The sequence below is a fragment of the Streptomyces sp. NPDC103540 genome (assembly GCF_055584445.1).
On record NZ_JBVJMA010000006.1, the window covers coordinates 401,756 to 425,372 of the forward strand.

General features: G+C 73.2%; 21 protein-coding genes. 12 read left to right on the forward strand and 9 right to left on the reverse strand.

The genetic code is table 11. From position 1 onward, the window contains the following. The first annotated feature begins 8 nt into the window (after window positions 1–8). Complete coding sequence (locus ACZ6ZI_RS17415) at window positions 9–455, forward strand: hypothetical protein (protein ID WP_469521370.1); 447 nt, start codon at window positions 9–11, stop codon at window positions 453–455. 56 nt (window positions 456–511) lie between these two features. Here the strand turns inward: ACZ6ZI_RS17415 and ACZ6ZI_RS17420 are convergent, their stop codons facing one another. Continuing rightward, on the reverse strand, window positions 512–976 hold the full coding sequence (locus ACZ6ZI_RS17420) for a hypothetical protein (protein WP_363059151.1): 465 nt from the start codon (window positions 974–976) through the stop codon (window positions 512–514). A gap of 257 nt (window positions 977–1,233) precedes the next feature. After that, window positions 1,234–1,767: a sigma-70 family RNA polymerase sigma factor gene (locus ACZ6ZI_RS17425; RefSeq protein WP_363059069.1), complete on the reverse strand. Its 534-nt coding sequence runs from the start codon at window positions 1,765–1,767 to the stop codon at window positions 1,234–1,236. A 329-nt stretch (window positions 1,768–2,096) separates the two neighbouring features. On the opposite strand from ACZ6ZI_RS17425, the gene ACZ6ZI_RS17430 reads away from it, so the two are divergent. Continuing rightward, a complete protein-coding gene (locus tag ACZ6ZI_RS17430) occupies window positions 2,097–3,338 on the forward strand; it encodes a CapA family protein (RefSeq protein ID WP_469521374.1) in 1,242 nt (413 codons plus the stop codon). Between the two features lie 16 nt (window positions 3,339–3,354). Here the strand turns inward: ACZ6ZI_RS17430 and ACZ6ZI_RS17435 are convergent, their stop codons facing one another. Next, window positions 3,355–3,816, reverse strand: a complete 462-nt coding sequence (locus ACZ6ZI_RS17435) for a universal stress protein (protein ID WP_469521376.1) — start codon at window positions 3,814–3,816, stop codon at window positions 3,355–3,357. A 60-nt stretch (window positions 3,817–3,876) separates the two neighbouring features. Here ACZ6ZI_RS17435 and lysX point away from each other — a divergent pair, with 60 nt between their 5' ends. Further along, window positions 3,877–7,182 carry a bifunctional lysylphosphatidylglycerol synthetase/lysine--tRNA ligase LysX gene (gene lysX, locus ACZ6ZI_RS17440; protein WP_469521378.1) on the forward strand — a complete coding sequence of 1,102 codons (3,306 nt, stop codon included), beginning with the start codon at window positions 3,877–3,879 and terminating at the stop codon, window positions 7,180–7,182. Window positions 7,183–7,331: 149 nt separating this feature from the next. Continuing rightward, window positions 7,332–8,204, forward strand: a complete 873-nt coding sequence (locus tag ACZ6ZI_RS17445) for a polysaccharide deacetylase family protein (RefSeq protein ID WP_469521381.1) — start codon at window positions 7,332–7,334, stop codon at window positions 8,202–8,204. 81 nt (window positions 8,205–8,285) lie between these two features. On the opposite strand, the gene ACZ6ZI_RS17450 is transcribed toward ACZ6ZI_RS17445, so the two are convergent. Next, complete coding sequence (locus tag ACZ6ZI_RS17450; RefSeq protein ID WP_363059059.1) at window positions 8,286–8,951, reverse strand: class F sortase; 666 nt, start codon at window positions 8,949–8,951, stop codon at window positions 8,286–8,288. A 374-nt stretch (window positions 8,952–9,325) separates the two neighbouring features. Here ACZ6ZI_RS17450 and ACZ6ZI_RS17455 point away from each other — a divergent pair, with 374 nt between their 5' ends. Continuing rightward, window positions 9,326–9,826: a hypothetical protein gene (locus ACZ6ZI_RS17455; protein ID WP_469521385.1), complete on the forward strand. Its 501-nt coding sequence runs from the start codon at window positions 9,326–9,328 to the stop codon at window positions 9,824–9,826. A 352-nt stretch (window positions 9,827–10,178) separates the two neighbouring features. Here ACZ6ZI_RS17455 and ACZ6ZI_RS17460 read toward each other — a convergent pair whose 3' ends face one another. The 3 genes from ACZ6ZI_RS17460 to ACZ6ZI_RS17470 form a co-directional block, all read right to left on the reverse strand. After that, window positions 10,179–10,910: a hypothetical protein gene (locus ACZ6ZI_RS17460; RefSeq protein ID WP_469521386.1), complete on the reverse strand. Its 732-nt coding sequence runs from the start codon at window positions 10,908–10,910 to the stop codon at window positions 10,179–10,181. A gap of 195 nt (window positions 10,911–11,105) precedes the next feature. Further along, the gene (locus ACZ6ZI_RS17465; protein WP_363059053.1) at window positions 11,106–11,876 is read right to left on the reverse strand and encodes a bestrophin-like domain; all 771 of its coding nucleotides are present in this window, start codon (window positions 11,874–11,876) and stop codon (window positions 11,106–11,108) included. A 128-nt stretch (window positions 11,877–12,004) separates the two neighbouring features. Further along, the gene (locus ACZ6ZI_RS17470) at window positions 12,005–12,139 is read right to left on the reverse strand and encodes a hypothetical protein (RefSeq protein ID WP_469521389.1); all 135 of its coding nucleotides are present in this window, start codon (window positions 12,137–12,139) and stop codon (window positions 12,005–12,007) included. A 944-nt stretch (window positions 12,140–13,083) separates the two neighbouring features. Here ACZ6ZI_RS17470 and ACZ6ZI_RS17475 point away from each other — a divergent pair. Next, window positions 13,084–13,914, forward strand: a complete 831-nt coding sequence (locus tag ACZ6ZI_RS17475) for an SAM-dependent methyltransferase (RefSeq protein ID WP_363059149.1) — start codon at window positions 13,084–13,086, stop codon at window positions 13,912–13,914. Window positions 13,915–14,141: 227 nt separating this feature from the next. Next, window positions 14,142–16,298 carry a putative bifunctional diguanylate cyclase/phosphodiesterase gene (locus ACZ6ZI_RS17480; RefSeq protein WP_363059147.1) on the forward strand — a complete coding sequence of 719 codons (2,157 nt, stop codon included), beginning with the start codon at window positions 14,142–14,144 and terminating at the stop codon, window positions 16,296–16,298. A 61-nt stretch (window positions 16,299–16,359) separates the two neighbouring features. Here ACZ6ZI_RS17480 and ACZ6ZI_RS17485 read toward each other — a convergent pair whose 3' ends face one another. After that, on the reverse strand, window positions 16,360–17,583 hold the full coding sequence (locus ACZ6ZI_RS17485; protein ID WP_469521392.1) for an FAD-dependent oxidoreductase: 1,224 nt from the start codon (window positions 17,581–17,583) through the stop codon (window positions 16,360–16,362). 131 nt (window positions 17,584–17,714) lie between these two features. Here ACZ6ZI_RS17485 and ACZ6ZI_RS17490 point away from each other — a divergent pair, with 131 nt between their 5' ends. Then, complete coding sequence (locus ACZ6ZI_RS17490) at window positions 17,715–18,359, forward strand: TetR family transcriptional regulator (RefSeq protein WP_469521394.1); 645 nt, start codon at window positions 17,715–17,717, stop codon at window positions 18,357–18,359. 16 nt (window positions 18,360–18,375) lie between these two features. On the opposite strand, the gene ACZ6ZI_RS17495 is transcribed toward ACZ6ZI_RS17490, so the two are convergent. Next, window positions 18,376–19,257, reverse strand: a complete 882-nt coding sequence (locus ACZ6ZI_RS17495) for a LysR family transcriptional regulator (RefSeq protein ID WP_469521397.1) — start codon at window positions 19,255–19,257, stop codon at window positions 18,376–18,378. A 96-nt stretch (window positions 19,258–19,353) separates the two neighbouring features. Between ACZ6ZI_RS17495 and ACZ6ZI_RS17500 the strand changes: the two genes are divergently transcribed. From ACZ6ZI_RS17500 to ACZ6ZI_RS17515, 4 genes are all read left to right on the forward strand, one after another. Continuing rightward, window positions 19,354–20,058, forward strand: a complete 705-nt coding sequence (locus tag ACZ6ZI_RS17500) for a succinate dehydrogenase (RefSeq protein ID WP_469521400.1) — start codon at window positions 19,354–19,356, stop codon at window positions 20,056–20,058. Between the two features lies 1 nt (window position 20,059). After that, entirely contained in the window at window positions 20,060–22,048 is a 1,989-nt protein-coding gene (locus ACZ6ZI_RS17505; protein WP_469521402.1) for a fumarate reductase/succinate dehydrogenase flavoprotein subunit, read from the forward strand. Beyond that, window positions 22,045–22,785 (forward strand): succinate dehydrogenase/fumarate reductase iron-sulfur subunit, encoded by a 741-nt coding sequence (locus ACZ6ZI_RS17510; RefSeq protein ID WP_363059041.1) that lies wholly within the window; start codon window positions 22,045–22,047, stop codon window positions 22,783–22,785. The genes ACZ6ZI_RS17505 and ACZ6ZI_RS17510 overlap by 4 nt, the downstream gene beginning before the upstream one ends. Before the next feature lie 151 nt (window positions 22,786–22,936). Beyond that, window positions 22,937–23,599, forward strand: a complete 663-nt coding sequence (locus ACZ6ZI_RS17515; protein ID WP_469521406.1) for a hypothetical protein — start codon at window positions 22,937–22,939, stop codon at window positions 23,597–23,599. The last annotated feature ends 18 nt before the right edge of the window (window positions 23,600–23,617 follow it).

A 23,617-nucleotide genomic window follows, 5' to 3' on the forward strand; every position in this document is an offset into this window, starting at 1 on the left:
GTGCCACCATGGCCGAGGAGCAGCAGGCGTCGCAGCCCCGACGGGAGGTCGTCACGGGGGTGCCCCGGGGGACCCGCCGTCGGCCGCCCGCGCACACGCCGGCCCGCTCGGAGATCTCCGAGCAGACCACCCTCGGGGAGACCTACGTCCGGGCGCTGATGCGCACTCAGTTGCGTTCCGCCCTGGCCGCGTTGGCCTCGCTCACCCTGTTGCTGGGGTTGCTGCCGACGGCCTTCCTGCTGCCCCGTTCGACCTCGGGGCCGCTGGTGTGGGTGGCCCTCGGCCTGGTGGTGTACCCGGTGATGTGGCTCGTGGCCCGCTGGTACGTGAACCGGGCGGAGCGCAACGAGGCCGACTTCACCGGTCTGGTGACCGACCCGGCCGACGGGCCCGACGGACCCGACGGGCCCGACGCACCCGATGCGCCCGGCCCGACGGCGCCCGCGGGCCGGTAGCCCGCGTGGCCCCGCTCGGCCCCGGTGACCCCCGTGACCCTCTGGGTCGCGGAGCCTCAGAACAGGTGCATCGCCAGGTGCCCCAGCGGCAGGCCGAGTTGCCAGGCCGGGGTCCAGACGCGCGCGTTCTCGTCCACACCGGGCGGGGTGACCCCGTGGCCCTGCCGGCCCGGGTCGAGGTTCGTCGCGAACAGCTCGGTGTGGTCCAGCCACCGCCAGGCGGCGCGGGCCAGTTCGAGGTCCGGGTCCTCGCCCCGGCCGCGTTCGCGGGCCTCCTCGCCCAGGGCGAGGAAGCGGGTGTGGACCCAGTCGCGCCAGGGGTGTCCGTACGCCGTCAGGGACAGCCACTCGTCGAGCTGCGACACCACCCGGATCCCGGAGAGCTCGCCGGCCGAGTCCGAGAGGTAGATCGTCAGCGCGAGCGTGTCGCGCCCGGCCCGGAACTCCACCGTGCCGGCCGGGATCAGCCGGCCGGTGCGCAGCAGCTCGTCCGCGATGTACTCCGCGTAGAGCCATGCCATGGGCACGGCAAGTCCACCGTCGCTGGTGCCGTACGAACCCTCGGGCTGCACCGCTGCCACCTTCTCCCGCGTGTCGAGCTTCCCGTCGTCACCCCGAGCCTTCACCGAGCGCCTCGCGGAGCGGGGGATGTTTACTCAAGTTGCACGCTCTGATGCCGATATCGATGCGTTCTGTGTCCGATTCCTGTGCATCCAGGGCGTTTCTTGAGCGGTCCTCCAGTGATACCGGAGCGGCGTCGACGCGCGGCGGCCGTCGGTCAGGCTCCGAGCCCGTACCCCTGGAGGCCCTTGCGGAGCGCGCGCAGGGCGTAGTACGTGCGGGACTTGACCGTACCCGCCGGGATGCCCAGCTCGGCCGCCGCCTCGGCAACCGAACGGTCCTGGAAGTAGACCTGGACGAGCACGTCCCGGTGTTCGCGGCCCAGGCTGCCCATGGCCCGGCGGACGTCGATCGCGGTGACCGATCCCGCCACCGCGTCCCGGGGCGCGGGCGCCTGCTCCAACCCGTCCGGGTCGACCTCCTGGGGGCGTGACAGGCGGGCCCTGCGGGCGTCGATCGCGAGCCGCCGCGCGACGGTGAACAGCCAGGGCCGCATCGACTCGTGCCCGCTCGACAGCACCTCGGGGTGCTGCCAGACCCGTACCAGGGTCTCCTGCACCAGGTCCTCGGCGCGCTGCGCGTCGCCCGCCGTGAGGCCGAGGAGGAATCCGAACAGGGCTCGCCCGTGTTCGCGCTGGAGTTCGGCGAGCGCCTCGGGTTCCGCGCGCCGGCGGGTGGGGGAGAGCGGCACGAGTGGCTCCTTCCGGGGTCCGCTTGGGGGGTTCGGGGGCCGCTGGGGGCCCGACGCACTCACCCTGACCTGCGGGGAGCCGCCCCGGGAACCGTTCGAGGCCGCCGTTGCGCCCAAGCACCCGCGTCGTCCGGTGGGCGGGCGCGAGGGGCGACGAACGGTCGAACGGCGCGGCGAACGGCCCCTCGGCGCGCCCCGTCGCCCCGGCGTCCGCCGTGGGCCATCGCGGTGAGCGGGGGCCGGACGCGCGGCCCGGTTCCTTGACGAACGACCCCTTCTCCTATGGATTTCAAGTGATCCGATAGTCATATGAAGGGGAGCCGGGAAAGATGGCCCACCGCACCCACCGCACCCACCGCACCGGCCGCGCCCCGCGCACCCGGCGCGCCCTCGCCCTGCTGTCGGCCACCCTCCTGGCCGCGACGGCCGCCGCCTGCTCCGCCCACGGCGACCGGTCGCCCGCCCGGCTCGGCTCCAGCGCGGCCGGGGCGCCGGCAGGCACCCCCGGCGTCGGCACGGCGCCGCCCGCCCGGGGCTTCACCCTGGTCGCGAGCGGCGACGTCCTGCCGCACGACTCGGTCATCGCACGCGCGGCCCGCGACGCGGACGGCGACGGGCACGACTTCCGCCCCATGTTCTCCGGCGTCAAGCCCGTGGTCTCGGCGGCCGACCTGGCCCTGTGCCACATGGAGACCATCTACGGCGAGGACGACGGCCCGTTCAGCGGCTACCCGGCCTTCGTCTCCCCGCCCGCGATCGCCGACGCCCTCAAGGACACCGGCTACGACGGCTGCTCGACGGCCTCCAACCACACCCTCGACGACGGCGCGGACGGCATCGACCGCACCCTCGGCCGCTTCGACAAGGTCGGCCTGGGCCACGCCGGCTCCGCGCGGACCGCGGCCGAGGCGGCCCGCCCCGCCCTCTACACGGCCGGCTCGGCCAAGGTGGCCCACCTCGCCTACACCTACGGCACCAACGGCTACCCGATGCCCGAGGGCCGCCCCTGGGCGGTCAACCTGACCCGGCAGGAGAAGATCGTCGCCGACGCCCGGGCCGCCCGGAAGGCCGGGGCCGACGTGGTGCTCGTCAGCCTGCACTGGGGCACCGAGTGGCAGACCGAACCGGACGGGACCCAACTCGAACTCGGCCGGGCCCTGACCGCCTCGCGCAGCGGGGACCGCCCGGACGTCGACATGATCCTCGGCACGCACGCCCACGTCCCCCAGGCCTACGAGAAGGTCAACGGCACCTGGATCGTCTACGGAATGGGCGACCAGGTCGCCGGGGAGATGTTCGACCACTCCGGCGCCCGCGACCCGAGGGGCAACCACGGATCCCTCGGCCGGTTCACCTTCGAGCCGCCCGCCGCGCCGGGACAGCGCTGGCGGGTCACCAAGGCCGAGTTCGTCCCGCAGATGATGGACCTCGACATCGGCAGGGTGATCAACCTCCCCGCCGCACTGGACGCCGACCCCGACAACGCCGAGTACGAGAGCGCCCGCGACGGCGTCGCGGAGGCCGTCCTCGGCCGCGGCGCCGCCGGGGACGGCCTGACCATGGGCCGCTGAACGCCGCGCGGACCGGCTACGGGACGACCGTGACCGGCCAGCGCCCCGCCTTCACCAGCCGCACCGCCACCGACCCGACGATCCGGTGCCCCGCCTGCTCGGAGGCACCGACCACCACCGCGTCCGCCCGCAGTTCCTCGGCGGCGCTCACCAGGCCCGCGTAAGGGTCGCCGCGGAAGGTGTGGAACTGCCAGCGGACCTCGAAGACGCCCTTGAGTCGCTCCGCCGCCTCCCGGATCTCCCGGACGATCCCCTCCGCGATCTCCCCGGTGGTGTCGCCGACCGGCGCGCCGAGCGAGGCCCCGGCCGCCAGGACCGGTTGGACGTACACCAGCGCCAGCAGGGCGTTCTGGCGCCGGGCGAGCCCCGCCGCGTAGGCGGCGGCCCGCAGTGAGGACTGCGATCCGTCAACCCCGGCGAGGATCACCTTGGGGCCGTCCGTACCGCGCTCGAATCCCGTGTTCACGTGCTCAGTCACGGGTCCGAGGCTAGTCGGCTCGCCGCGCGGACCGGCGCCGCCCTCCCTACAGTGCCAAGCATGAGTGTCACCGTGGAGGAGACCCGAGGGACCCGCAACCGGTTCCTCAACCGCGTCCCGGACGCCTTCGGCGCGTTCTTCGGAGCGCTCGGTCTGCTGTGCGCGCTGCTGGCGCTCTCCCCGACACTGCGCAGGTTGCTGCGCCCCGTGGTGCGCTTCCTCGACGCCGTCGTGGTGCCGGTCAGCGAGAACCTCGCCTACGCCGTGTTCCTCTTCCTGCTGGCCGCCGCCCTCGGCATGCGCAAGAAGATCGCCTGGTGGATCGTCGTCACCTATCTGGCCCTGCTGATCCTCGTCGACGTCCTGATCCTCGCCGACGGGGACTTCTGGATCGGCGGCCCCTCGCTGGTCATCTCGGTGGTGGCCCTCGGGGTGCTCGTCGCCGCCCGCGCGGAGTTCTACGCCGCCTCCCGCCCCGGCGCCGTGTGGCGCGCCATGCTGGTCCTCGGGCTCGGCCTGCTCGCCGCGGTCTTCCTCGGCTGGGGACTCGTCGCCCTGTTCCCCGGGTCCCTGCCCAAGGGGCAGTGGCTCGACTGGGCCGCCAAGCAGGTCTTCGGCGGCCTCTTCTCCGCGCGCCAGTTCGACGGCCACCCGCCGCGCCCCCTGTACTTCCTGCTCGGCCTCTTCGGGGCCCTCGCCCTGCTGAACGCCGCCGCCACCCTCTTCCGCTCCCAGCGCCTGACGGCCGCCCTGCACGGCGACGAGGAACCCCGCATCAGGGCGCTGCTCGGCGCCTACGGCCGCAACGACTCCCTCGGCTACTTCGCCACCCGACGGGACAAGGCCGTCGTCTTCGCCCCCAACGGCAAGGCCGCCGTCACCTACCGCGTCGAGGCCGGCGTCTGCCTGGCCAGCGGCGATCCCGTGGGCGACCCGGCCGCCTGGAGCCCCGCCGTCGACGCCTGGCTCGCCGTGGCCCGCCGCCACGGCTGGCAGCCGGCCGTCATGGGCGCCTCCGAGGACGGGGCGACGGCGTACGCCCGCTCGGGCCTGAGCGCCCTCCAGCTCGGTGACGAGGCCATCCTGCACGTGGCCCACTTCGACCTCGACGGCCGGGACATGCGCGTCACCCGGCAGGCCGTCAACCGGGTCCGGCGCGCGGGCGCCACCACCCTCATCCGCCGCCACTCGGCCCTGTCCGAGGACGAGATGCAGACCATCGTGGACCGGGCCGACCGCTGGCGCGACACCGAGACCGAACGCGGCTTCTCCATGGCCCTGGACCGGCTCGGCGACCGCGCCGACGGCGACTGCCTGCTGGTCGAGGCCTTCGACGCGGACGGCGAACTGATCGCGCTGCTCTCCTTCGTCCCCTGGGGCAAGGACGGCATCTCCCTCGACCTCATGCGCCGCGACCGCGCCGCCCCCAACGGGGTCATGGAGTTCATGGTCGCCGAACTGTGCGCCGCCGCCCCCGGCCTGGGCGTACGCCGGATCTCCCTCAACTTCGCCGTGTTCCGTTCGGCCTTCGAGGAGGGCGGCCGGATCGGCGCCGGCCCGGTGCTGAAGATGTGGCGCAGGCTGCTGCTGTTCTTCTCCCGCTGGTGGCAACTGGAGGCGCTGTACCGGTCCAACGTGAAGTACGGCCCCGAGTGGTACCCGCGGTTCCTCTGCTACCAGGACGCCGGCTCCCTCGCCCGCGTCAGTCTCGCCTCGGGCATCGCGGAGGGCTTCGTCTCCGTCCCGAGCCTGCGCACCCTGTGGGGCAACGGCCACCCCAAGGGCCTGACCGCCCCCGCCAACACCGCCGGGCTCCCCTCCATCGACTCCCTGGGGCTGGACCTCGTGGGCGACGACGGGGCCCCCGGCCCGACGGCCGAACGGCTCCCCGAACAGGTACGGGTGCGCCACGCGAAGCTGGACCGGATCCGGGCCTCCGGCACCGACCCCTACCCCGTCGGCATCCGACAGCGCACCCACACCGCGGCCCGGTTGAAGGCCGAGCACCCCGGATACCCGCCCGGCACCCGTACCGGGGAGCAGGTCACCCTCGCCGGACGGGTGATGGTCGTGCGCGACCTCGGGGGCGTGGTCTTCGCCGTGCTCCGGGACTGGACCGGCGACGCCCAGCTGATGTTCACCCGCGACGAGAGCGGCGCCGACGTCCTGGACGCGTTCACCACCCAGGTCGACTTCGGCGACCACGTCGTGGCGAGCGGAGAGGTCGGCAGCAGCCGCACCGGCGCCCTGTCGGTCCTCGTCGACTCCTGGCAGCTCACCGGCAAGTGCCTGCGCCCCCTGCCCGACAAGCGCAAGGGCCTCGCCGACCCCGAGGCCCGGGTCCGGCGCCGCTACCTCGACCTCGTCGCCAGCCCCGAGGCGCGGGACGTCGTACGGGCCCGGTCGAGCGCCATCCAGGCCCTGCGCCAGGGCCTGCTCGACCGGGGCTACCTGGAGGTCGAGACCCCGATGCTCCAGCAGATCCACGGCGGGGCCAACGCCCGGCCCTTCCGCACCCACATCAACGCCTACGACCTCGACCTCTACCTGCGCATCGCCCCCGAGCTGTACCTCAAGCGGCTGTGCGTCGGCGGGATGGAGAAGGTCTTCGAGATGGGCCGCACCTTCCGCAACGAGGGCGTCTCCTACAAGCACAATCCCGAGTTCACGATGCTGGAGGCCTACCAGGCGTTCGCCGACTACGACGTGATGCTCGACCTCACCCGCGAACTCATCCAGAGCGCCGCCACCGCCGCCTTCGGCTCGCCGATCGCGCACAAGGCCGGCCCCGACGGCAGGCTCGTCGTCCACGACATCTCCGGACCCTGGCCCGTCAAGACCATGTACGGGGCCATCAGCGAGGCCCTCGGCGAGGTCGTCGACGCCGACACCGAGGAGCACGTGCTGCGCGCGCTGTGCGACCGCGCCGGTGTCCCGCACGCCCCCGAGGACACCCGGGGCGACGTGGCCCTGGAGATGTACGAGCGCCTCGTCGAGGAGCGCACGAAACTGCCCACCTTCTACAAGGACTTCCCGACCGACGTCTCCCCGCTCACCCGCCAGCACCGCAAGGACCCGCGGCTGGCCGAACGCTGGGACCTGGTGGCCTTCGGCACCGAACTCGGCACCGCCTACTCGGAACTGACCGACCCCGTGGAGCAGCGCCGCCGGCTGACGGCCCAGTCCCTCCTGGCGGCCGGCGGCGACCCCGAGGCGATGGAGCTGGACAACGACTTCCTGGACGCCCTGGAGTACGCCATGCCCCCCACGGGCGGACTGGGCATCGGCGTCGACCGCCTCGTCATGTTCCTCACGGGTCTGACGATCCGCGAGACGCTGCCGTTCCCGCTGGTGCGGCGGGGCTGAGCGGCGGGGCCGAGCCCCGGGGCCGATCGGCGCGGCCGCTGATCGGTGGGGCCGCTGATCGGTGGGGCCGTTGGCCCGTCCGGGTGGGGGGAGCGGGGAGCGTCCGCGCCTCTCGACATCTTCGACGATGTCGTTGATACGTAGTAATAATGACAAATGACGAGCAGACAGTAGGGCGACGCATGCTCCTGCGTACCGCCGTCTTCCTCGGAATCGCCACCGCCTCCGCCCTCGTCTCCGGCGGCGAGGCCGGCACGCCCGCCGGGACCGGCGCCCCGGGCGCACCGGGATCCGTCGGCGCCGGCGGAGCGCCCGGGCTGCGCCCCGCCGGACCGCCGGAGAAGTCCTACCGCCTGCGCCCCATGACCGCCGAGGCCCCCGCGCGACCGCCCACCGTCAAGCCCGCGGTCCGCAACCGCCCCATCCTGGAACTGCCGGCCGACGCCGCCCACGCCTCCGCGATGGTGCTCACCTTCGACGACGGCCCCGACCCGCGCTACACCCCCGCCATCCTGGACACCCTCGCCCGCCACGGGGTCCGCGCGATGTTCTTCGTCTGCGGGGAGATGGCCACCGAGAACCGTGACCTGCTGCGCCGCATGGTCGCCGAGGGCCACGTCATCGGCAACCACACCTGGACGCACCCGCTCATCCCCACCCTGGGCCGGTCCGCCCTCGAAGCCGAGATCGGCCGCACCAGCGAGGTCGTCCGACAGAGCGTGGGGGAGGCCCCGCTGTGGTTCCGGGCCCCCTACGGGGCGTGGAACCGCGCCGCGTTCGAGATCGGGGCCGACCTCGGTATGGAACCCCTGGCGTGGACCGTGGACACCCTCGACTGGAAGGAGCCGGGGACCACGACCATCGTCTCCCGGGTCATGGCCGGCGCCGGCCCCGGGGTGATCGTGCTGAACCACGACGCGGGCGGCGACCGGACGCAGAGCGTCCACGCGCTGGCCACCTACCTTCCCCAACTCCTGGCCCGCGGCTACCGCATGACGCTCCCCACCCTCCCGCCCCGCTGAAACCGCCCCCCTCCTCCGTCTCCCCCGCCCCGCGGCGGTGCCGGGGGAGGGGAACGGGGGAAGGGGGCGAGGGGGCGAGGGTCAGCGGGCCGCGACCATGCGGGCGAAGACCACCACGTTGCCGTCGTAGCCCTTGGCCTTCGAGTAGCCGCCGCCGCAGGTGATCACGCGCAGTTCGGCGTGGCCCGTGTCCCCGTACACGCGGGAGCCCGGGAAGGACTCCTTGGAGAACACCTCCACCCCGTACACCTCGAACACCGCCGTGCGCCCGTCGTAGCGCTCCACCTCGATGCGGTGACCCGGCTTGAGCGATCCGAGGCCGTAGAAGACCGCCGGGCCCTGCGCGTTGTCCACGTGCCCGACGATCACCGACGATCCCCGCTGGCCCGGCGAGATGCCGTTCAGGTACCAGCCCGCCAGGTTCCTCTCCTCGGGCGGTGGCGCGTCGATCCAACCCTGCGCGTCCAGCCCGACCGTCATCACCGGCGCGTCCACGTTGATCGTCGGAATCCGGACGCGCTGCACCGACGAGTGGTCCAGCACCTCCATGTCCGCCGCCGGCGTGGGTGGATTGGCCGGCAGCTGGTCCGCGCGCACGGCGACGGCCGCCGCGGCCGTCGGCTGCGGCGGCCCGTCCTCGGCATCGGCCCCGTTCCGCATCATGGCGAGGCCGGTGAGCATGACCATCGCGAGTACGCCCCAGGGGGAGCGTCTCCTCGGTCGCTGCTCACACTCGTCCTCGGTCATGGCTCTCCCTTCCCGACGCGGGGGTCCCGACCCGCGTTCCAGTCCCTCCCCGGTACGCCCTTCTCCCCGCACGCTAAGGCCGCTCGCGCGGGACGGCGATCGGGGAAGGGCGAACGGGTGGTGGAGGGCCGGCGGGCGGGCGGTGCGGCCGTAAGGGATGCACCCATCCAGGTAATCGTCACATAAATGCCTGACGGCTCGTGACCTGCGGATCCGTCAGATGATCAGTCCGCGCGTCGGCGTGTCGCTCAACCGGGCGGCCCAAAGGTGGACATGCGCCGGATGCGCGGCGCCCCGAGGGTTCGTGATGGGAGGCGTTCTCGTCGATCTGCCCGGGCCACCGCTCCGGGGCGCTTCCCGCTGGAGGTTCCACCATGCGTGCTTTCCGCGCTCTCACCGTGACCGCGGCCGCCTGCGCCGCGATCGGGCTCAGTGCCACGTTCGCCGCCGCGAACCCCCCGCAGGGCGGCGGGAACGGGCCCAGCAACGTCACGGTCAATCCCTACTCCGTGCACCAGGGCGCCAGGATGCAGGTCAGCGCCGCGGGCTGCGGCCACGGCGGCGTCGTCTGGTCGCACGGAAACTTCCCGCAGACGAACCTGTCGGCCGGCTCCATCGGTTTCGCGAGCGTGCGGATCTTCAACCACGCCTCGCCCGGCCACCACACCCTGTCGGTCAAGTGCAACGACAACAACCTGGTCGCCACCCACCGCTTCACGATCCTGCACGGCAACGGCGCGCAGGGCGGCATCGGCGGCTCGTTCGGTCCCTCCACGGCGGAGACGGCCATCGGTTCCGGCCTGGTCGGCGCCGCGGCCCTGGGCGCGGGCGTGCACGTGATCCGCCGTCGCCGCACGGTGGGCAGCCGGGTCTGACGGGGTGCGGCCACGCGGTCTCGCACCGCGTCGCCGTTCCGCGTCCGAGGGTCGCCGCGCGCCCGCCGGCGCGCGCTCCCGTTGCCCCGCCCGTTCACCCGCCCGCCCGTTTCGGCCGCCGGTTCGCCCGCCCGCCCGGGCGCTCGGCACCGCTCGACGGCCTCGCCTTCCTCCTCTCCCGACTCCGATTCCTCCCGTCCTTCGACCCTCCGCCCCCGCGTTCGTGGTGCGCCCGGCACTCGTGTCCCGCCGTACGTTCCTCCCGGCCCCGGCCGGTCGCCTTCCGCTCCGGATCCCGCTGGGGACCCGGAGCGGACGGCGGTCGCCGGGGGCTCGCCGCGGGGGGAGTCGGTCAGTGGCCGCGGGCCGAGCCGCGCCGGCGCAGGGCGAAGGCGGTCGCGCCGGCGGCGGTGAGGAAGAGGCCCGCTCCCGCACCCAGTTCCACGGGGTCCATGCCCGCGACGCTGCCCCCGAGTCCGCCGCGCACCCCGAGGGTCGCGCGCGGGGACGTGCCGGCGGTGGTGCCGGTGGTGGTGGTGCCGGTGACGGTGCCGGTGGTGCTGCGGGGGGCCGTGCCGGTGGTCGTCCCCGTGCCGGTCCCGGTGCCCGTTCCCGTGCTTGTTCCCGCGCTCGTGGTGCCGGTGGTGCTTCGGGGGGTGGCGGGGGCGGTCGTCCGGGCCCTGGCGCCGGTCGTGGAACTGGTGCTGGGCAGCGACGCGGTGCCGCCCGCCACGGTGAGGTCGGCGGATCCGTTCTCCCCGTCGCAGGTGAAGGTGACGGAGTACTGGGCGCCGCGCCGCGCGTCGCGGTCCACGGTGACCCGTGCGGTCTGCCCCCGCGCGATGCTCACGGTGTCGAAGACCCCGGAGGAGGCGGTGGCGAAGGCGGCGTCGCAACCGGTCACCGACAGCACGGCCTGGCCGCCGGGAGCCACCGTCGAGGGGGTGATGGCGAAGCCGAAGGAGGTGACGGGCGCCGCGTCGGCCGCGCCGGCGGAGGGCATGGCGAAGGCGCCGAGCGCGAGGGCGATGGCCGTGGCGCCGGCGACCGGCAGGGCTGTGGCGGAGCTGCGTATCGCACCCATGGTCGGTTCTCCGGATCCCCGAGGAGCAATCGCGCAGCGTTTCCGCACGTGGGGGGAGTGCGCCTCGATGTCCGTCACGCTAGGCGCGGGTGCGGTGACCCGCGATCAGGAACGGGCGAATGGGGCACGGGCGTAGGCCGAACCGGGGACGGGAGGCCCGTCCCCGGTTTGCCGGGCCGGCGGGTGGGGCGTGGCTCAGTCGTCCAGTCCCAGGTGCCCGAACTGGGCGAGGAAGGGTTCGGCGGTCGCAGAGATGCCCCGTCCGAAGGGGGCGTCGAAGTCCCAGATCAGGAACAGCAGGAAGGCGATCAGCGCGCTGAAGAGGCCCGCGAGGAGCATCTCGCGGAACGAACGGCGGATCTGCAGGGTGAAGATCAGACCCACCGTCACCAGGGCGCCGGCGATCAGCCCGAACCACACCACCCCGGGCATCGTGGCGCCGGCGCTCTGGCCGCGCGCGTTGCGGGCGTCGTCGACGAGCGCGACCTGGTCGACCAGCGGTTGGTAGGCCTGGCCCTCGTGGTCGGTCTGCGGTTCGTAGTCGGTCACGTCACGGCGGATACGTTCCAGCAGCTCCGCGCTGCGGTCCGTCAGCGTCCCCTCGTCCGCCATCTGCCGCCACTCGGTGTCGACGACGTGGGTCACGTAGGCGTCGACGTCGGCGCGGATCTTCTTGCGGACCTCGGCCGGGTAGACCTCGGAGCGGACGCTGATCTCGTGCAGGGCCTGCGCCTCCTGGCGCACGTACTCCTGGGCGGCGCCGCGGCCCTCCCAGACGCCCGCGATCGCCAGACCCAGCACGATCGCGTAGATCACCCCGATCATCATCGTCATGTACTCGATGACGTCCGGGGTCTCGTTCGGATCGTCGTCCTCGCCGATCCTGCGGTGGTTGAAGAAGGCGATGGACAGCACCACGGCGCACGCCGCGGCCATCGCGAGGGACAGGACGAGCCATTCCGACAAGATGACTCCCATATGTAGACAAGTGATCAGAAGGTGCGGGGGAAGGGGGCGGCCCGCGGTCGAGGGCCGGCCATCAGGGGTCCGCGGTCAGGGGTCCGCGGTCAGGGGTCGCTGGTCAGGGGGCGCGCTCAGCGCGGGCGCAGCGCGACGATCGCGAGCACGGCGGGGGCCGCCGTCATGAGCGTGAACGTGACCGGCGAGATGTGGTGCTCCTGAGGCTTGCGGGTCGCCGCGTGGTACGCGGGACGAGCGACGGGCTTCATCTTCACCGGCGGGGGCGCCGGTGGAGGAGGGGTGGTCGAGGGCGCGGGGGGCTCGGGCGCCGGCGGTGGAGGCGGGGCCGGGACCGCCTTGAGGACCGGTCGCGCGGGCGGTGGGGGTGGAGTCGGCGTCGGCTTGGGCGGGGCCGGGGTCGGTCGGGGGGCCGGCGGCGGTGGTGGAGGAGGCGGTGGCGGGGTCGGCTTCGGTGGTGGCGGGGTCGGCTTCGGTGGTGGCGGTGTGGGGGTCGGCGTCGGCGTCGGTGTCGGCGTGGGGGTGGGGGTGGGCTTGGGCGGGGTGGGCTTGGGGGGACACGGCGGGGGAGGGGGCGGCGGGCAGTGATGGCCGTGGCCGTGGCCGTGGCCATGCCCGTGCCCGTGACCATGGCCGTTCCCGTGGCCCTTCCCCTTGCCCCCTCCGTGATGTCCGCCACCCCGACCGGCGACGGAGTGGGCGCCTCCGGCGGTCGCGAAGGCCTGGAGGAGGGGTGTGCCGTCCTCGGTGTCGATCGTCGCGTAGGCGCGGCTATCGGCCATGGCCGGTGTGGCGGCCAGGGCCGCCCACAGCAGGACAGGGACCACCAGCAGGCGCCTGGCACAGGGTCTGTTCACCCGGGGAGCATGGGGTCGCGCGCGCCCGCGCACGTGAGGGCCGGGCAGGGTTCGCCTGATCGGGCGGAGTTGGGACCCTAGAGGTTTGAGCCATGTTTTGGTCGGATCGGATCGCCCGGAGGGCAATTCTCAAAAGGTATTTGTCGGTTTCTCGCCCCTGGGTGGCCGGACCCGCACCTGCCTTTGGTGTGTGACCAAGAACGGACCGCCAATTTCCGCTTTTGCTCGCCCTGTTGGGCAATGATCAGTACATTCGGCTCGGACAGCAGTCCGAGCCCCGTCCCACCTCCTGGACGGACGGCGAAGGACCACGGTACGACCAAGGCTTGGAGACCCCGATGGAGCGCCCCGCCTGGGCCCCGCCAGGCATCGACATATCGGTGCCGAGCGTGTCCCGCATCTACGATTACTACCTGGGCGGCTCGCACAATTTCGAGGTCGACCGACAGGCGGCCCGCCGGGCCATGGAATTCATGCCGGGACTCCCCAAGATCATGCAGGCGAACCGGGCGTTCATGCGCCGGGCCGTCCGCCACGCCGTCGCCGAGGGCGTCACCCAGTTCCTCGACATCGGCTCCGGCATCCCCACCTTCGGCAACGTCCACGAGATCGCGCACGCCGCGAGCCCCGACGCGCGCGTGGTCTACGTGGACCACGACCCGGTGGCGGTGGCCCACAGCCAGGCCGTCCTGGCCGGCGACGACCGCACCGACGTGATCGCCGCGGACCTGCGCAAGCCGCAGGAGATCCTCGATGCCCCCGCCCTCACGCGCCTGCTGGACCTCGACCGGCCGGTCGCCCTGCTGCTGGTCGCCGTCCTGCACTTCCTGGAGGACTCCGACGACCCGTACGCGGCCGTCGCCGCCCTGCGCGACGCCCTGGCCCCCGGCAGCATGCTGATCCTCACGCACGCCTCCTACGAGGGCATCCCGCTCAGCGAAGAGGTCGCGAGCGGCACCGTCGGCGTCTACCGGGACATCCGCAACCCGCTCGTCATGCGCAGCGGCGAGGAGATCAAGGGCTTCTTCGACGGGTTCGAGCTGCTGGAGCCGGGCGTCGTCTCCATGCCGGACTGGAGACCCGACCGCACCGGGCCGCTCGCCGAGGGCGAGACCCCCGAGGATCCGTACGCCTTCTCGGGCTTCGCCGGAGTGGGACGCAAGGCGTGAGACTCCCCGCTCCCACCCCGCCCCCGGCCACCCCCGGCCAGGCCCCCGGGGAACCGGACCCCTCCCCCCGACGGGAGTCGCGCCCGGCCCCCGGGGCCGCCGGGTCGACCACCGCCCGGACCGGAAGGCAGCCGGCGACCCCCCGCAAGGGCCCCCGCGCGGGCGCGCGGGCGGGTGCGGAGGCAGGAACCGGGCCCGACGGGGCGGGAGCCCCCGGCCGGGCGCCGCTGCGCGAGCTGCGCAGCGGTCTGGAGGACCGGATCGCGCGGTTCGCCACGATCTGGGGGCGGGCCATCTTCCCCGTCACGGCGACCTCGCTCACCCGACCCGAGTTCGAACAGCACCTCGTCCCGCTCACCCGCACCCTCACCGAGGCCCTGCACGCCCGCCCCTTCGACGCCGGCGTCGCCCAGCGCGTGGGCGCCGAACTCGTGGCCGTGCACTGCACCGACCCCGAGGCCCTCGCGGGCACCCTCGGCGTGGTCGAGTCCTATCTCGTCCTGTACTGCGGACCCGACGGCTCCGGGACCGAGGGCACCGAGGAGTACCGCTCGCGCTGCGCCCGACTCCAGCACGGCATCGCCGCCGGCTTCGCCCGGGCCCTGCGCGAGCGGACCCTCAAGGAGCAGGAGGCCATCGCGCGCTCCGCGCTGACCGCGCGCAGCGACGCCCAGCAGGCCCTGCACGCGAGCGAGGAACGCTTCCGGGCGGTCTTCGAGGGCGCCGCCATCGGCATCGGCATCGCCGACCTCCAGGGCAACGTCCTGGAGGTCAACGACACCCTGCTCCAGATGTTCGGCGGCCTGGAGGGGCACGTGCGGGGCCGCAACGTCAGCGAGTGGGGCCACCCCGACGACACCCCCCACGTGTGGCGGATGTACGGCGAGCTGGTCCGCGGCGAGCGTGAGCACTACCGCGTGGAGAAGCCGTACTACCGGCACGACGGCACCGTGTTGTGGACCAACCTGACGGTGTCGCTGCTGCGCGACGCGGACGGCGTCCCGCAGTACCAGCTGGCGCTGATGGAGGACACCACCGAACGCCGGCTGCTCAACCTGCGGCTGCGCTACGAGGCCACCCACGACGCGCTGACCGGCCTCCCCAACCGGACGCTGTTCTTCGAACGGCTGGAGAAGGCCCTGGGCGGCCCGGCCGGCAACCGCTTCGGCCTGTGCTACCTGGACCTCGACGGGTTCAAGACGGTCAACGACAGCCTCGGCCACTCGGCCGGGGACCGGCTGCTCGTGGAGGTCGCCGACCGGCTCCAGAGCTGCGCCACCGGCCCGGGCGAGGTGGTGGCCCGCCTCGGCGGCGACGAGTTCGTGGCCCTGACCACCGGACCGGCCGCCGACACCGAGGAGAAGATCACCGACCTGGCGGTGCGCATCCTCTCGGCCCTGTCCACCCCGATCCGGCTGGAGGGCCGGGAACTGACGGTGCGGGGCAGCATCGGCATCGTCGAGGGCCGGGCCGGCGAACGCACCCCGGCGGAGGTGCTGCGCAGCGCCGACATCACCATGTACCGGGCCAAGGCGGCCGGCGGCAACCGCTTCGAGTTCGCCGACGCCGAGGCCGACGCCCGCGCCATCACCCGGCACGGCCTGACCAACGCCCTGCCCGCCGCCCTGGAGCGCGGCGAGTTCTTCATCGAGTACCAGCCCCTGGTGCACATGAACGACGGCAGCGTGCGCGGCGCGGAGGCGCTGGTGCGCTGGTCGCACCCGCAGTACGGGGTGCTCGGCCCGGACCGGTTCATCCCGCTCGCCGAGCGGACCGGGCTGATCGTGCCGCTCGGCCGGTGGGTGCTGGAGGAATCGGTGCGCCAGGCCCGCAACTGGCAGCGCGAACACGGCGGCACCCCGCTGCGCGTCAACGTCAACCTCTCGCCGACCCAGTTGCACCACCCCGGGCTGGTCGCCGACACCCTGCGGGTGTTGGAGAGCTCCGGGCTGGCTCCCGGCGCGCTCTGCCTGGAGGTCACCGAGTCCGCCCTGATCGGGGCCGACGACGAGCTCCTGGAGCCGCTGCGGCGGCTCGCGGCCATGGGCGTGGACATCGCGCTGGACGACTTCGGCACCGGCTACTCGAACCTGGCCAACCTGCGCCGCCTGCCGGTCAGCGTCCTGAAACTGGACCGCTCCTTCACCCGGGGGATGCAGCAGCAGCCCGCCGATCCCGTGGACGTCAAGATCGTGGAGGGCATCGTCGCCCTGGCCCACAGCCTCGAACTGGCCGTGACGGTCGAGGGCGTGGAGACCGGGGCGCAGGCCGCCCAGCTGCGAGCCCTCGGCTGCGACACCGCACAGGGCTGGTACTACGCCCGGCCGGGTGCCCCGGACCGGATCCACGCCCTGTCCCTGTCGGACGCCGTCCCCACCCCCTGACCCGCCCGGCCGGCGGCGGACCCCGGGGCGGGGGCGCGGGGCGCCGCGGGGCCGGATCGGGTCAGGCCCGGTCGGGTCGGTCGAGCCCGGCCTCCGTCCCCCGACCCGGCTCGCGCACGGCGGCCAGGACCCGCTCGTGCCGCTCGACGGTGTCGGCCAGCAGGGCCGCCGCGGCCGGCAGCCGCTCGGACTCGTAGGCGTCGAGCCCGGCCCCCGCCGCGATCGTCCCCGCCGCGATACCCTCCGGAGGCCCGGCGAGGACGCCGGCCAGGGTCCGCCCGAGGGCGGCGGCGTCCTGGATGCCGGTGTTCATGCCGAGCCCGCCGGCTATCGGATGGACGTGCGCGGCGTCACCGGCGAGGAAGACCCGGCCCTCGCGCATCCGCGCGGCCCTGCGCACGTTGACCCGCCAGGTGGAGAGCCAGGTGACGTCGCGCAGCCGGATCCCCTCCATGCGGGCGTGCCGGTCGAAGAGCCGTTGGATTCCCTCCGGGCCGGGCGGCAGCGCCCGTCCCCGGTCGTCGGTCTCCGGCGAGGCCTGGAGCTGGAAGGCGTCCGTCCCCGGCATCGGGCAGAGCATGATCCCGCCGCCCTCCGAGGTGAACCACTGGTGCCAGAACTCCCGGCTCAACCCGGGGGCCCGCACGTCCGCGATCACCATCGTGGGGTTCTCCTCGGTGTACCCCTCGAAGGGGATCCCGAGGAGGCCGCGGATCGTGCTGCGGCCGCCGTCGCAGCCGGCCGCGTACGCGGCGCGGACGACGCGGCCGTCGGCCTGCCGCGCGGTGACGCCGCTCCCGTCCTGGTCGAGTGCGGTGACCTCGGCCCCGTACTCGACGCGCGTGCCCAGGTCCGCGAGCCGCTCGCGCAGCGCCTCCTCCACCTGCCACTGGCAGATCAGCAGCCCGCCGGAGGTCGGCGTGTCCGTGACGGGCGCGCCGTCGAAGTACTTGCGCAACGTCAGGTCCCGGGTGCCGAGAGCCGACAGCCGCTCCGCGACGCCGAGCCGCTCGAAGACCTCCAGGCTGCTCTGGTGCAGGCCCTTGCCGCGCGACTCGCGGTGCGGGCCGTCGCGCCGGTCCAGGACGCGGACGCAGACGCCCCGCAGGGCCAGGTCACAGGCCAGGGTGAGCCCGGTGGGGCCGGCCCCCACGATCAGTACCTCGACCGCCCCGTCCGCCGTGCCCCCGGTCGAGTCGCCCGTGCCCTCCAGGCCGCCCGTGCCACCCATGCCGTTCGCACCGCTCACGCCGCCCATGCCGCTCTTGTCCCCGCTGTTCGTCATCGGACCGCCCCTCTCGTCGTCGCCCTGTGCTCGCCGAATCGCTCGCTGAATCAAGAGAAGCGCCCGAAGAAGAAAAAAGCAACCCGGTCACAAAATTAACCGGGTCATTTTTTCGTGCTACGCTGTGCGTCATGGAGAACACGACGGGTCTGCGCGAGAGCAAGAAGTTGCGTACGCGCCGCCGACTGGCGGCCACGGCGCTGGAGCTGTTCCTGGAGAGAGGGTTCGACGCCGTCTCGGTCGCCGACGTGGCCGCGGCGGCCGAGGTCTCCAAACCCACCCTGTTCCGGTACTTCCCCACCAAGGAGGACCTGGTGCTCGACCGGTTCGCCGACCATCAGGACGAGGTGGCGCGCGTCGTCCGCGAGCGCGCCGCGGGCCTCGGCCCGGTGGCGGCGGTCCACGGGCACTTCCTGACGGCCCTCGCCGAGCGGGATCCCATCACCGGGCTCTGCGACCACCCGAACGTGCTCGCCTTCCAGGGGCTGCTGTACTCCACCGAGGGCCTGGGGGCGCGGCTGGCGCGCTACACCGCGCGTGAGGTGGAACTGCTCGCCGAGGCCCTGGAGGCCGAATCCGCCGAGCCGCTGCCCGCCAGGCTCGCGGCGCTGCACCTGGTGACGGTCCGGCACGAGCTGGGCCGGGAGAACTGGCGGCGGATCGCGGCCGGACGCAGCGCGGACGAGGTCCATCCGGGCGCCGTCGCCGACGCGGACCGGGCCTTCGCCATGCTGGCCGAGGGGTTCGACCGGGGATGGCCCAGACCCGCGGCCTGACATCCCCGCCGGCCGGTCAGGAGCCCACGAGCATCCGCTTCAGTTCGCGGGCCGCGCGCGGCGGAGCCACGTCCGTGCGGTGCGCGAGGGCGATCGTGCGCCGCAGCGGCGAGCCCGCCAGACCGGTGGCGCGCAGTCCCGGCCCGCCGTCGCCGACGACCATGGCGGGGACGACCGCCAGACCGAGGCCCGCGCGCACGAAGCCCAGCACCGCGTCCATCTCCCCGCCCTCCACCGTGAAGGAGGGTTCGAAGCCCGCCGCCCGACAGGCCGCCACCGTCAGGTCCCGCAGGTCGTAGCCGTGCCGGAACATCACCATCGGCTCGTCGCGCAGATCGGCGATGGTGAGCTCCCCGCCGCCCCCGGGCGGCGGGAGACCGGCCGAGGAGACCACCACCAGGTCCTCGGTCAGCAGCTCCACCGTGGTCAGCGCCGGAGCCGACGGCGGCAGCGGCAGCGCGATCAGCGCCAGGTCCAGCACCCCGCGCGCGAGTTCCCGTACGAGGTCGAGCGAACCGCTCTCCTCGATCAGCAGCTCGATCCCCGGATGCGCCGCGTGGAAGTCGCGCAGCACGGCCGGCAGCAGGCCCGTGCACACACTGGGCGTGGCCCCCAGCCGGACCCGTCCCCGCCGCAGCTGCGCCAGCTCCTGCACCTCCAGCCGCGCCGTGTCGGCGTCCGCGAGGATCCGCCGCGCCAACGGCAGCAGGGCCTCGCCCGCGTCGGTGAGCGTGATGTTCCCGCGGACCCGGCTGAACAGTTCGGCGCCCAACTCCCGCTCCAGGGACTTGATCTGCTGCGACAGCGACGGCTGGGCCACGTGCTCCCGCTCGGCGGCGCGGGTGAAGTGGCGGGTCTCGGCCACGGCCACGAAGTAGACCAGCTGCTGGAACTGCATGCCCCCACGCTAACCCGCGACGATAGGCACCGCCTATCGCGATCAGCTCCACGATGTCTTGGACCTTTCGGGACCTTGGTCCTTACCGTCGATGACATGGCTCTGGCAACGCGGACGGATCGACGGCCGTCCATCACGCGCACGCTCTGGGAATCCACCGTCGGCAAGAAGTCCGTGATGGCCGTGTCCGGCCTGATCATGCTCGGCTACCTCGTCGTGCACATGCTCGGCAACCTCAAGATCTTCTTCGGGGCGGACGAGTTCAACGGATACGCCCACTGGCTGCGCACCCTCGGTTCCCCCTTCCTGCACTACGAGTGGGCCCTGTGGATCGTCCGCGTGGTCCTCGTCGCGGCCGTCGTCGCGCACGCCGTCTGCGCCTACCAGCTCAGCCGCCGCGACATCAGGGCCCGCCCGGTGAAGTACGCCCACAAGCGCCGCCGCGCGAGCTACGCCACCCGCACCATGCGCTGGGGCGGGATCATCCTCGCCCTCTTCATCGTCTGGCACCTGCTCGACCTGACCACCCTCACGGTCAACGAGCGCGCCTGGGCCGGCCACCCCTACGAGAACGTCCTCGCCACCTTCTCCACCTGGTACGGCAACACGATCTACCTCGTCGCGATGGCCGCCGTCGGCCTGCACGTCCGCCACGGGTTCTGGAGCGCCGCCCAGACCCTCGGCGCCGGCAACGCCCGGCGCGAGCGGACGCTGAAGTTCCTGGCCAACGCCCTGGCCCTCGTCCTCTTCGCGGGCTTCGTGTCCGTGCCCGTCGCCGTCATGACCGGAGTGGTGAGCTGACATGAGTCCCGCCCCCGCCCACACCGCCTCCCACGACCCCTCCCACGACTACGCCGACTACACCACCGGCGAACCGATCGCCGACACCAAGGCGCCCGCCGGCCCGATCGCCGAGCGCTGGGACCGCCGCCGTTTCGAGGCCAGGCTCGTCAACCCGGCCAACCGCCGCAAGCACCGCGTCATCGTCGTCGGCACCGGCCTCGCCGGCGGATCGGCCGGCGCCACCCTCGCCGAGCAGGGCTACCACGTCGTCCAGTTCTGCTTCTCCGACTCCCCGCGCCGCGCGCACTCCATCGCGGCCCAGGGCGGGATCAACGCCGCCAAGAACTACCGCAACGACGGCGACTCCGTACACCGCCTCTTCTACGACACCGTCAAGGGCGGCGATTTCCGCGCCCGCGAGTCCAACGTGCACCGCCTCGCCCAGATCTCCGTCGAGATCATCGACCAGTGCGTGGCCCAGGGCGTCCCCTTCGCCCGCGAGTACGGCGGCCTCCTCGACACCCGGTCCTTCGGCGGCGTGCAGGTCTCCCGCACCTTCTACGCCCGCGGTCAGACGGGCCAGCAACTGCTGCTCGGCGCCTACCAGGCCCTGTCCCGACAGATCGCCGCCGGCAACGTCGAGATGCACGCCCGCACCGAGATGCTCGATCTCGTCACCGTCGACGGCGTCGCCCGCGGCATCGTCGCCCGCGACCTGATCACCGGCGAGATCTCCACCCACTACGCGGACGCCGTGGTCCTCGCCACCGGCGGCTACGGCAACGTCTTCTACCTCTCCACCAACGCGATGAACTCCAACGCCACCGCCGTGTGGCGGGCCCACCGGCGCGGCGCGTACTTCGCCAACCCCTGCTTCACCCAGATCCACCCCACCTGCATCCCGCGCACCGGGGACCACCAGTCCAAGCTCACCCTCATGAGCGAGTCCCTGCGCAACGACGGCCGGATCTGGGTCCCCAAGGCCCAGGGCGACACCCGCCCCGCCGCCGACATCCCCGAGGACGAGCGCGACTACTACCTGGAGCGGATCTACCCCTCCTTCGGCAACCTCGTCCCCCGCGACATCGCCTCCCGCGCCGCCAAGAACGTCTGCGACGAGGGCCGCGGCGTGGGCCCCGGCGGCCAGGGCGTCTACCTCGACTTCGCCGACGCCATCCGCCGCATGGGTCGGGACAAGGTCGCCGAGAAGTACGGCAACCTCTTCGAGATGTACGAGCGGATCACGGCGGAGGACCCGTACGAGGTCCCCATGCGGATCTACCCCGCCGTCCACTACACGATGGGCGGGCTGTGGGTCGACTACGACCTCCAGACCACCGTCCCCGGACTCTTCGCGATCGGCGAGGCGAACTTCTCCGACCACGGAGCCAACCGCCTCGGAGCCTCCGCGCTCATGCAGGGCCTCGGCGACGGCTACTTCGTCCTCCCCTCCACCATCAACGACTACCTCGCCCGCCACCCGCACCGCGAGGAGATCGACGACAGCCACCCCGAAGCCGCCGCGGCCGTCCGCGAGACCCGCGACTGCCTCGCCAAACTCCTCGCCGTCGACGGTGACCGCACCCCCGACTCCTTCCACCGCGAGATCGGTGAACTCATGTGGGAGTACTGCGGCATGGCCCGCACCGAACAGGGCCTGCGCAAGGCCCTGGCCCGCATCCCCGAGATCCGCGCGGAGTTCTGGACGCGGATCAAGGTCCCCGGCAGCGGCGACGAGTTCAACCAGTCGCTGGAGAAGGCCAACCGCGTCGTCGACTACCTCGAACTCGCCGAGCTGATGTGCCTCGACGCCCTCCACCGCGCCGAATCCTGCGGCGGCCACTTCCGCGAGGAATCCCAGACCCCCGACGGCGAAGCGGCCCGCCGCGACGAGGAGTTCGGCTACGCCGCCGCCTGGGAGTACCGGGGAACCGGCTCCGCACCCGTCCTGCACAAGGAAGACCTCGTCTTCGAGTACGTCCACCCCACCCAGCGGAGCTACGCATGAAGCTCACCCTGCGCGTCTGGCGCCAGCGAAACGCCGACGCCCCCGGCGCCATGGCCTCCTACGAGGTCGACGGCATCTCGAAGGACATGTCCTTCCTGGAGATGCTCGACACCCTCAACGAGGAACTCATCCTGCGCGGCGAGGACCCGGTCGCCTTCGACCACGACTGCCGCGAAGGCATCTGCGGCGCGTGCAGCCTCGTCATCAACGGCGACGCCCACGGCCCCGAGCGCACCACCACCTGCCAGCTCCACATGCGCTCCTTCGACGACGGCGACACCATCGACGTCGAGCCCTGGCGGGCCTCGGCCTTCCCCGTCGTCAAGGACCTCGTCGTCGACCGCGGCGCCTTCGACCGGATCATCCAGGCCGGCGGCTACATCACGGCCCCCACCGGATCCGCCCCCGAGGCGCACGCCACGGCCGTCCCCAAGCCCGACGCCGACTCGGCGTTCGAACACGCCGAGTGCATCGGCTGCGGCGCCTGCGTCGCCGCCTGCCCCAACGGCTCCGCGATGCTCTTCACCTCGGCCAAGATCAACCACCTCAACGTGCTCCCGCAAGGCTCCCCCGAACGCGAGACACGGGTCCTCGACATGGTGGCCCGCATGGACGAGGAGGGATTCGGCGGCTGCACCCTCACCGGCGAATGCGCCACGGCCTGCCCCAAGGGCATACCGCTGCCCTCCATCGCCGCCATGAACAAGGAGTGGCTGCGGGCCCTGCGCAAGCGCTGACCTCCGACACCCGCCGACCCCCGTACGGGCGCGCCGCGGCCCCCGCGGCCTGGGCCGACCGGCTGATCCGATCCGCCGACCGGGCGCTCGTACGGGCCGTACGCCGCGCCGCGCGGCGGCCCTCCACCGGGCGTGGGGTTCAGTGGACCCCATGCCACACACCGCCGCCGCTTCGGGACCGGGCCGCCGTACCGTACTGGCCGCCGCCCTCGCCGCCGTGGCGGCGGCGGGCTGCACGCAGCGGGAGGAGCCGGCCCGCCCGGCCGCCGGCCCCGGCGCGGTCCCCAAGGACGCCCTCGTGATGGTGATCCGGCACGCCGAGCAGCCCTACGCGGGCGCCCCCGGCGAGGACGACGACGGCAACGACGACCCCGGCTCCCTCGCCGGGCGGGGCCGCCGCCGCGCCCACGAGCTGCCCCGGCTCTTCGTCCCGGCCCCCGCCGCCCGACTGCCCCGGCCCGCCGCGCTGTTCGCGACCGGCGGCCCGGCGACCTCCCCCGCCCGGTGCCGGCAGACCCTGGCGCCCCTGGCCACCGCCCTGAAGACCCCCGTACGCGCCGAGTTCGCCCTCGGCGCGGAAACGGCCCTGGCCCGCGCCGTCCTGGCCGGCCACACCCCCGCCCTGGTCTGCTGGGAACACACCGGCATCCCCCGCCTCGTACGGGCCCTCGGAGCCGCGGACGTCCTCGGGATCCCGGCGGCCTGGCCCGACCGCCACGACCTGCTGTGGAGCCTCACCCGCACCCAGGGCACCTGGACCTTCCGGGAGTTCCCGCAGGCCCTCCTCTCCGCGGACGCCCGCCCCGCCGGCTGATCGGCGCCGGCCCGGACG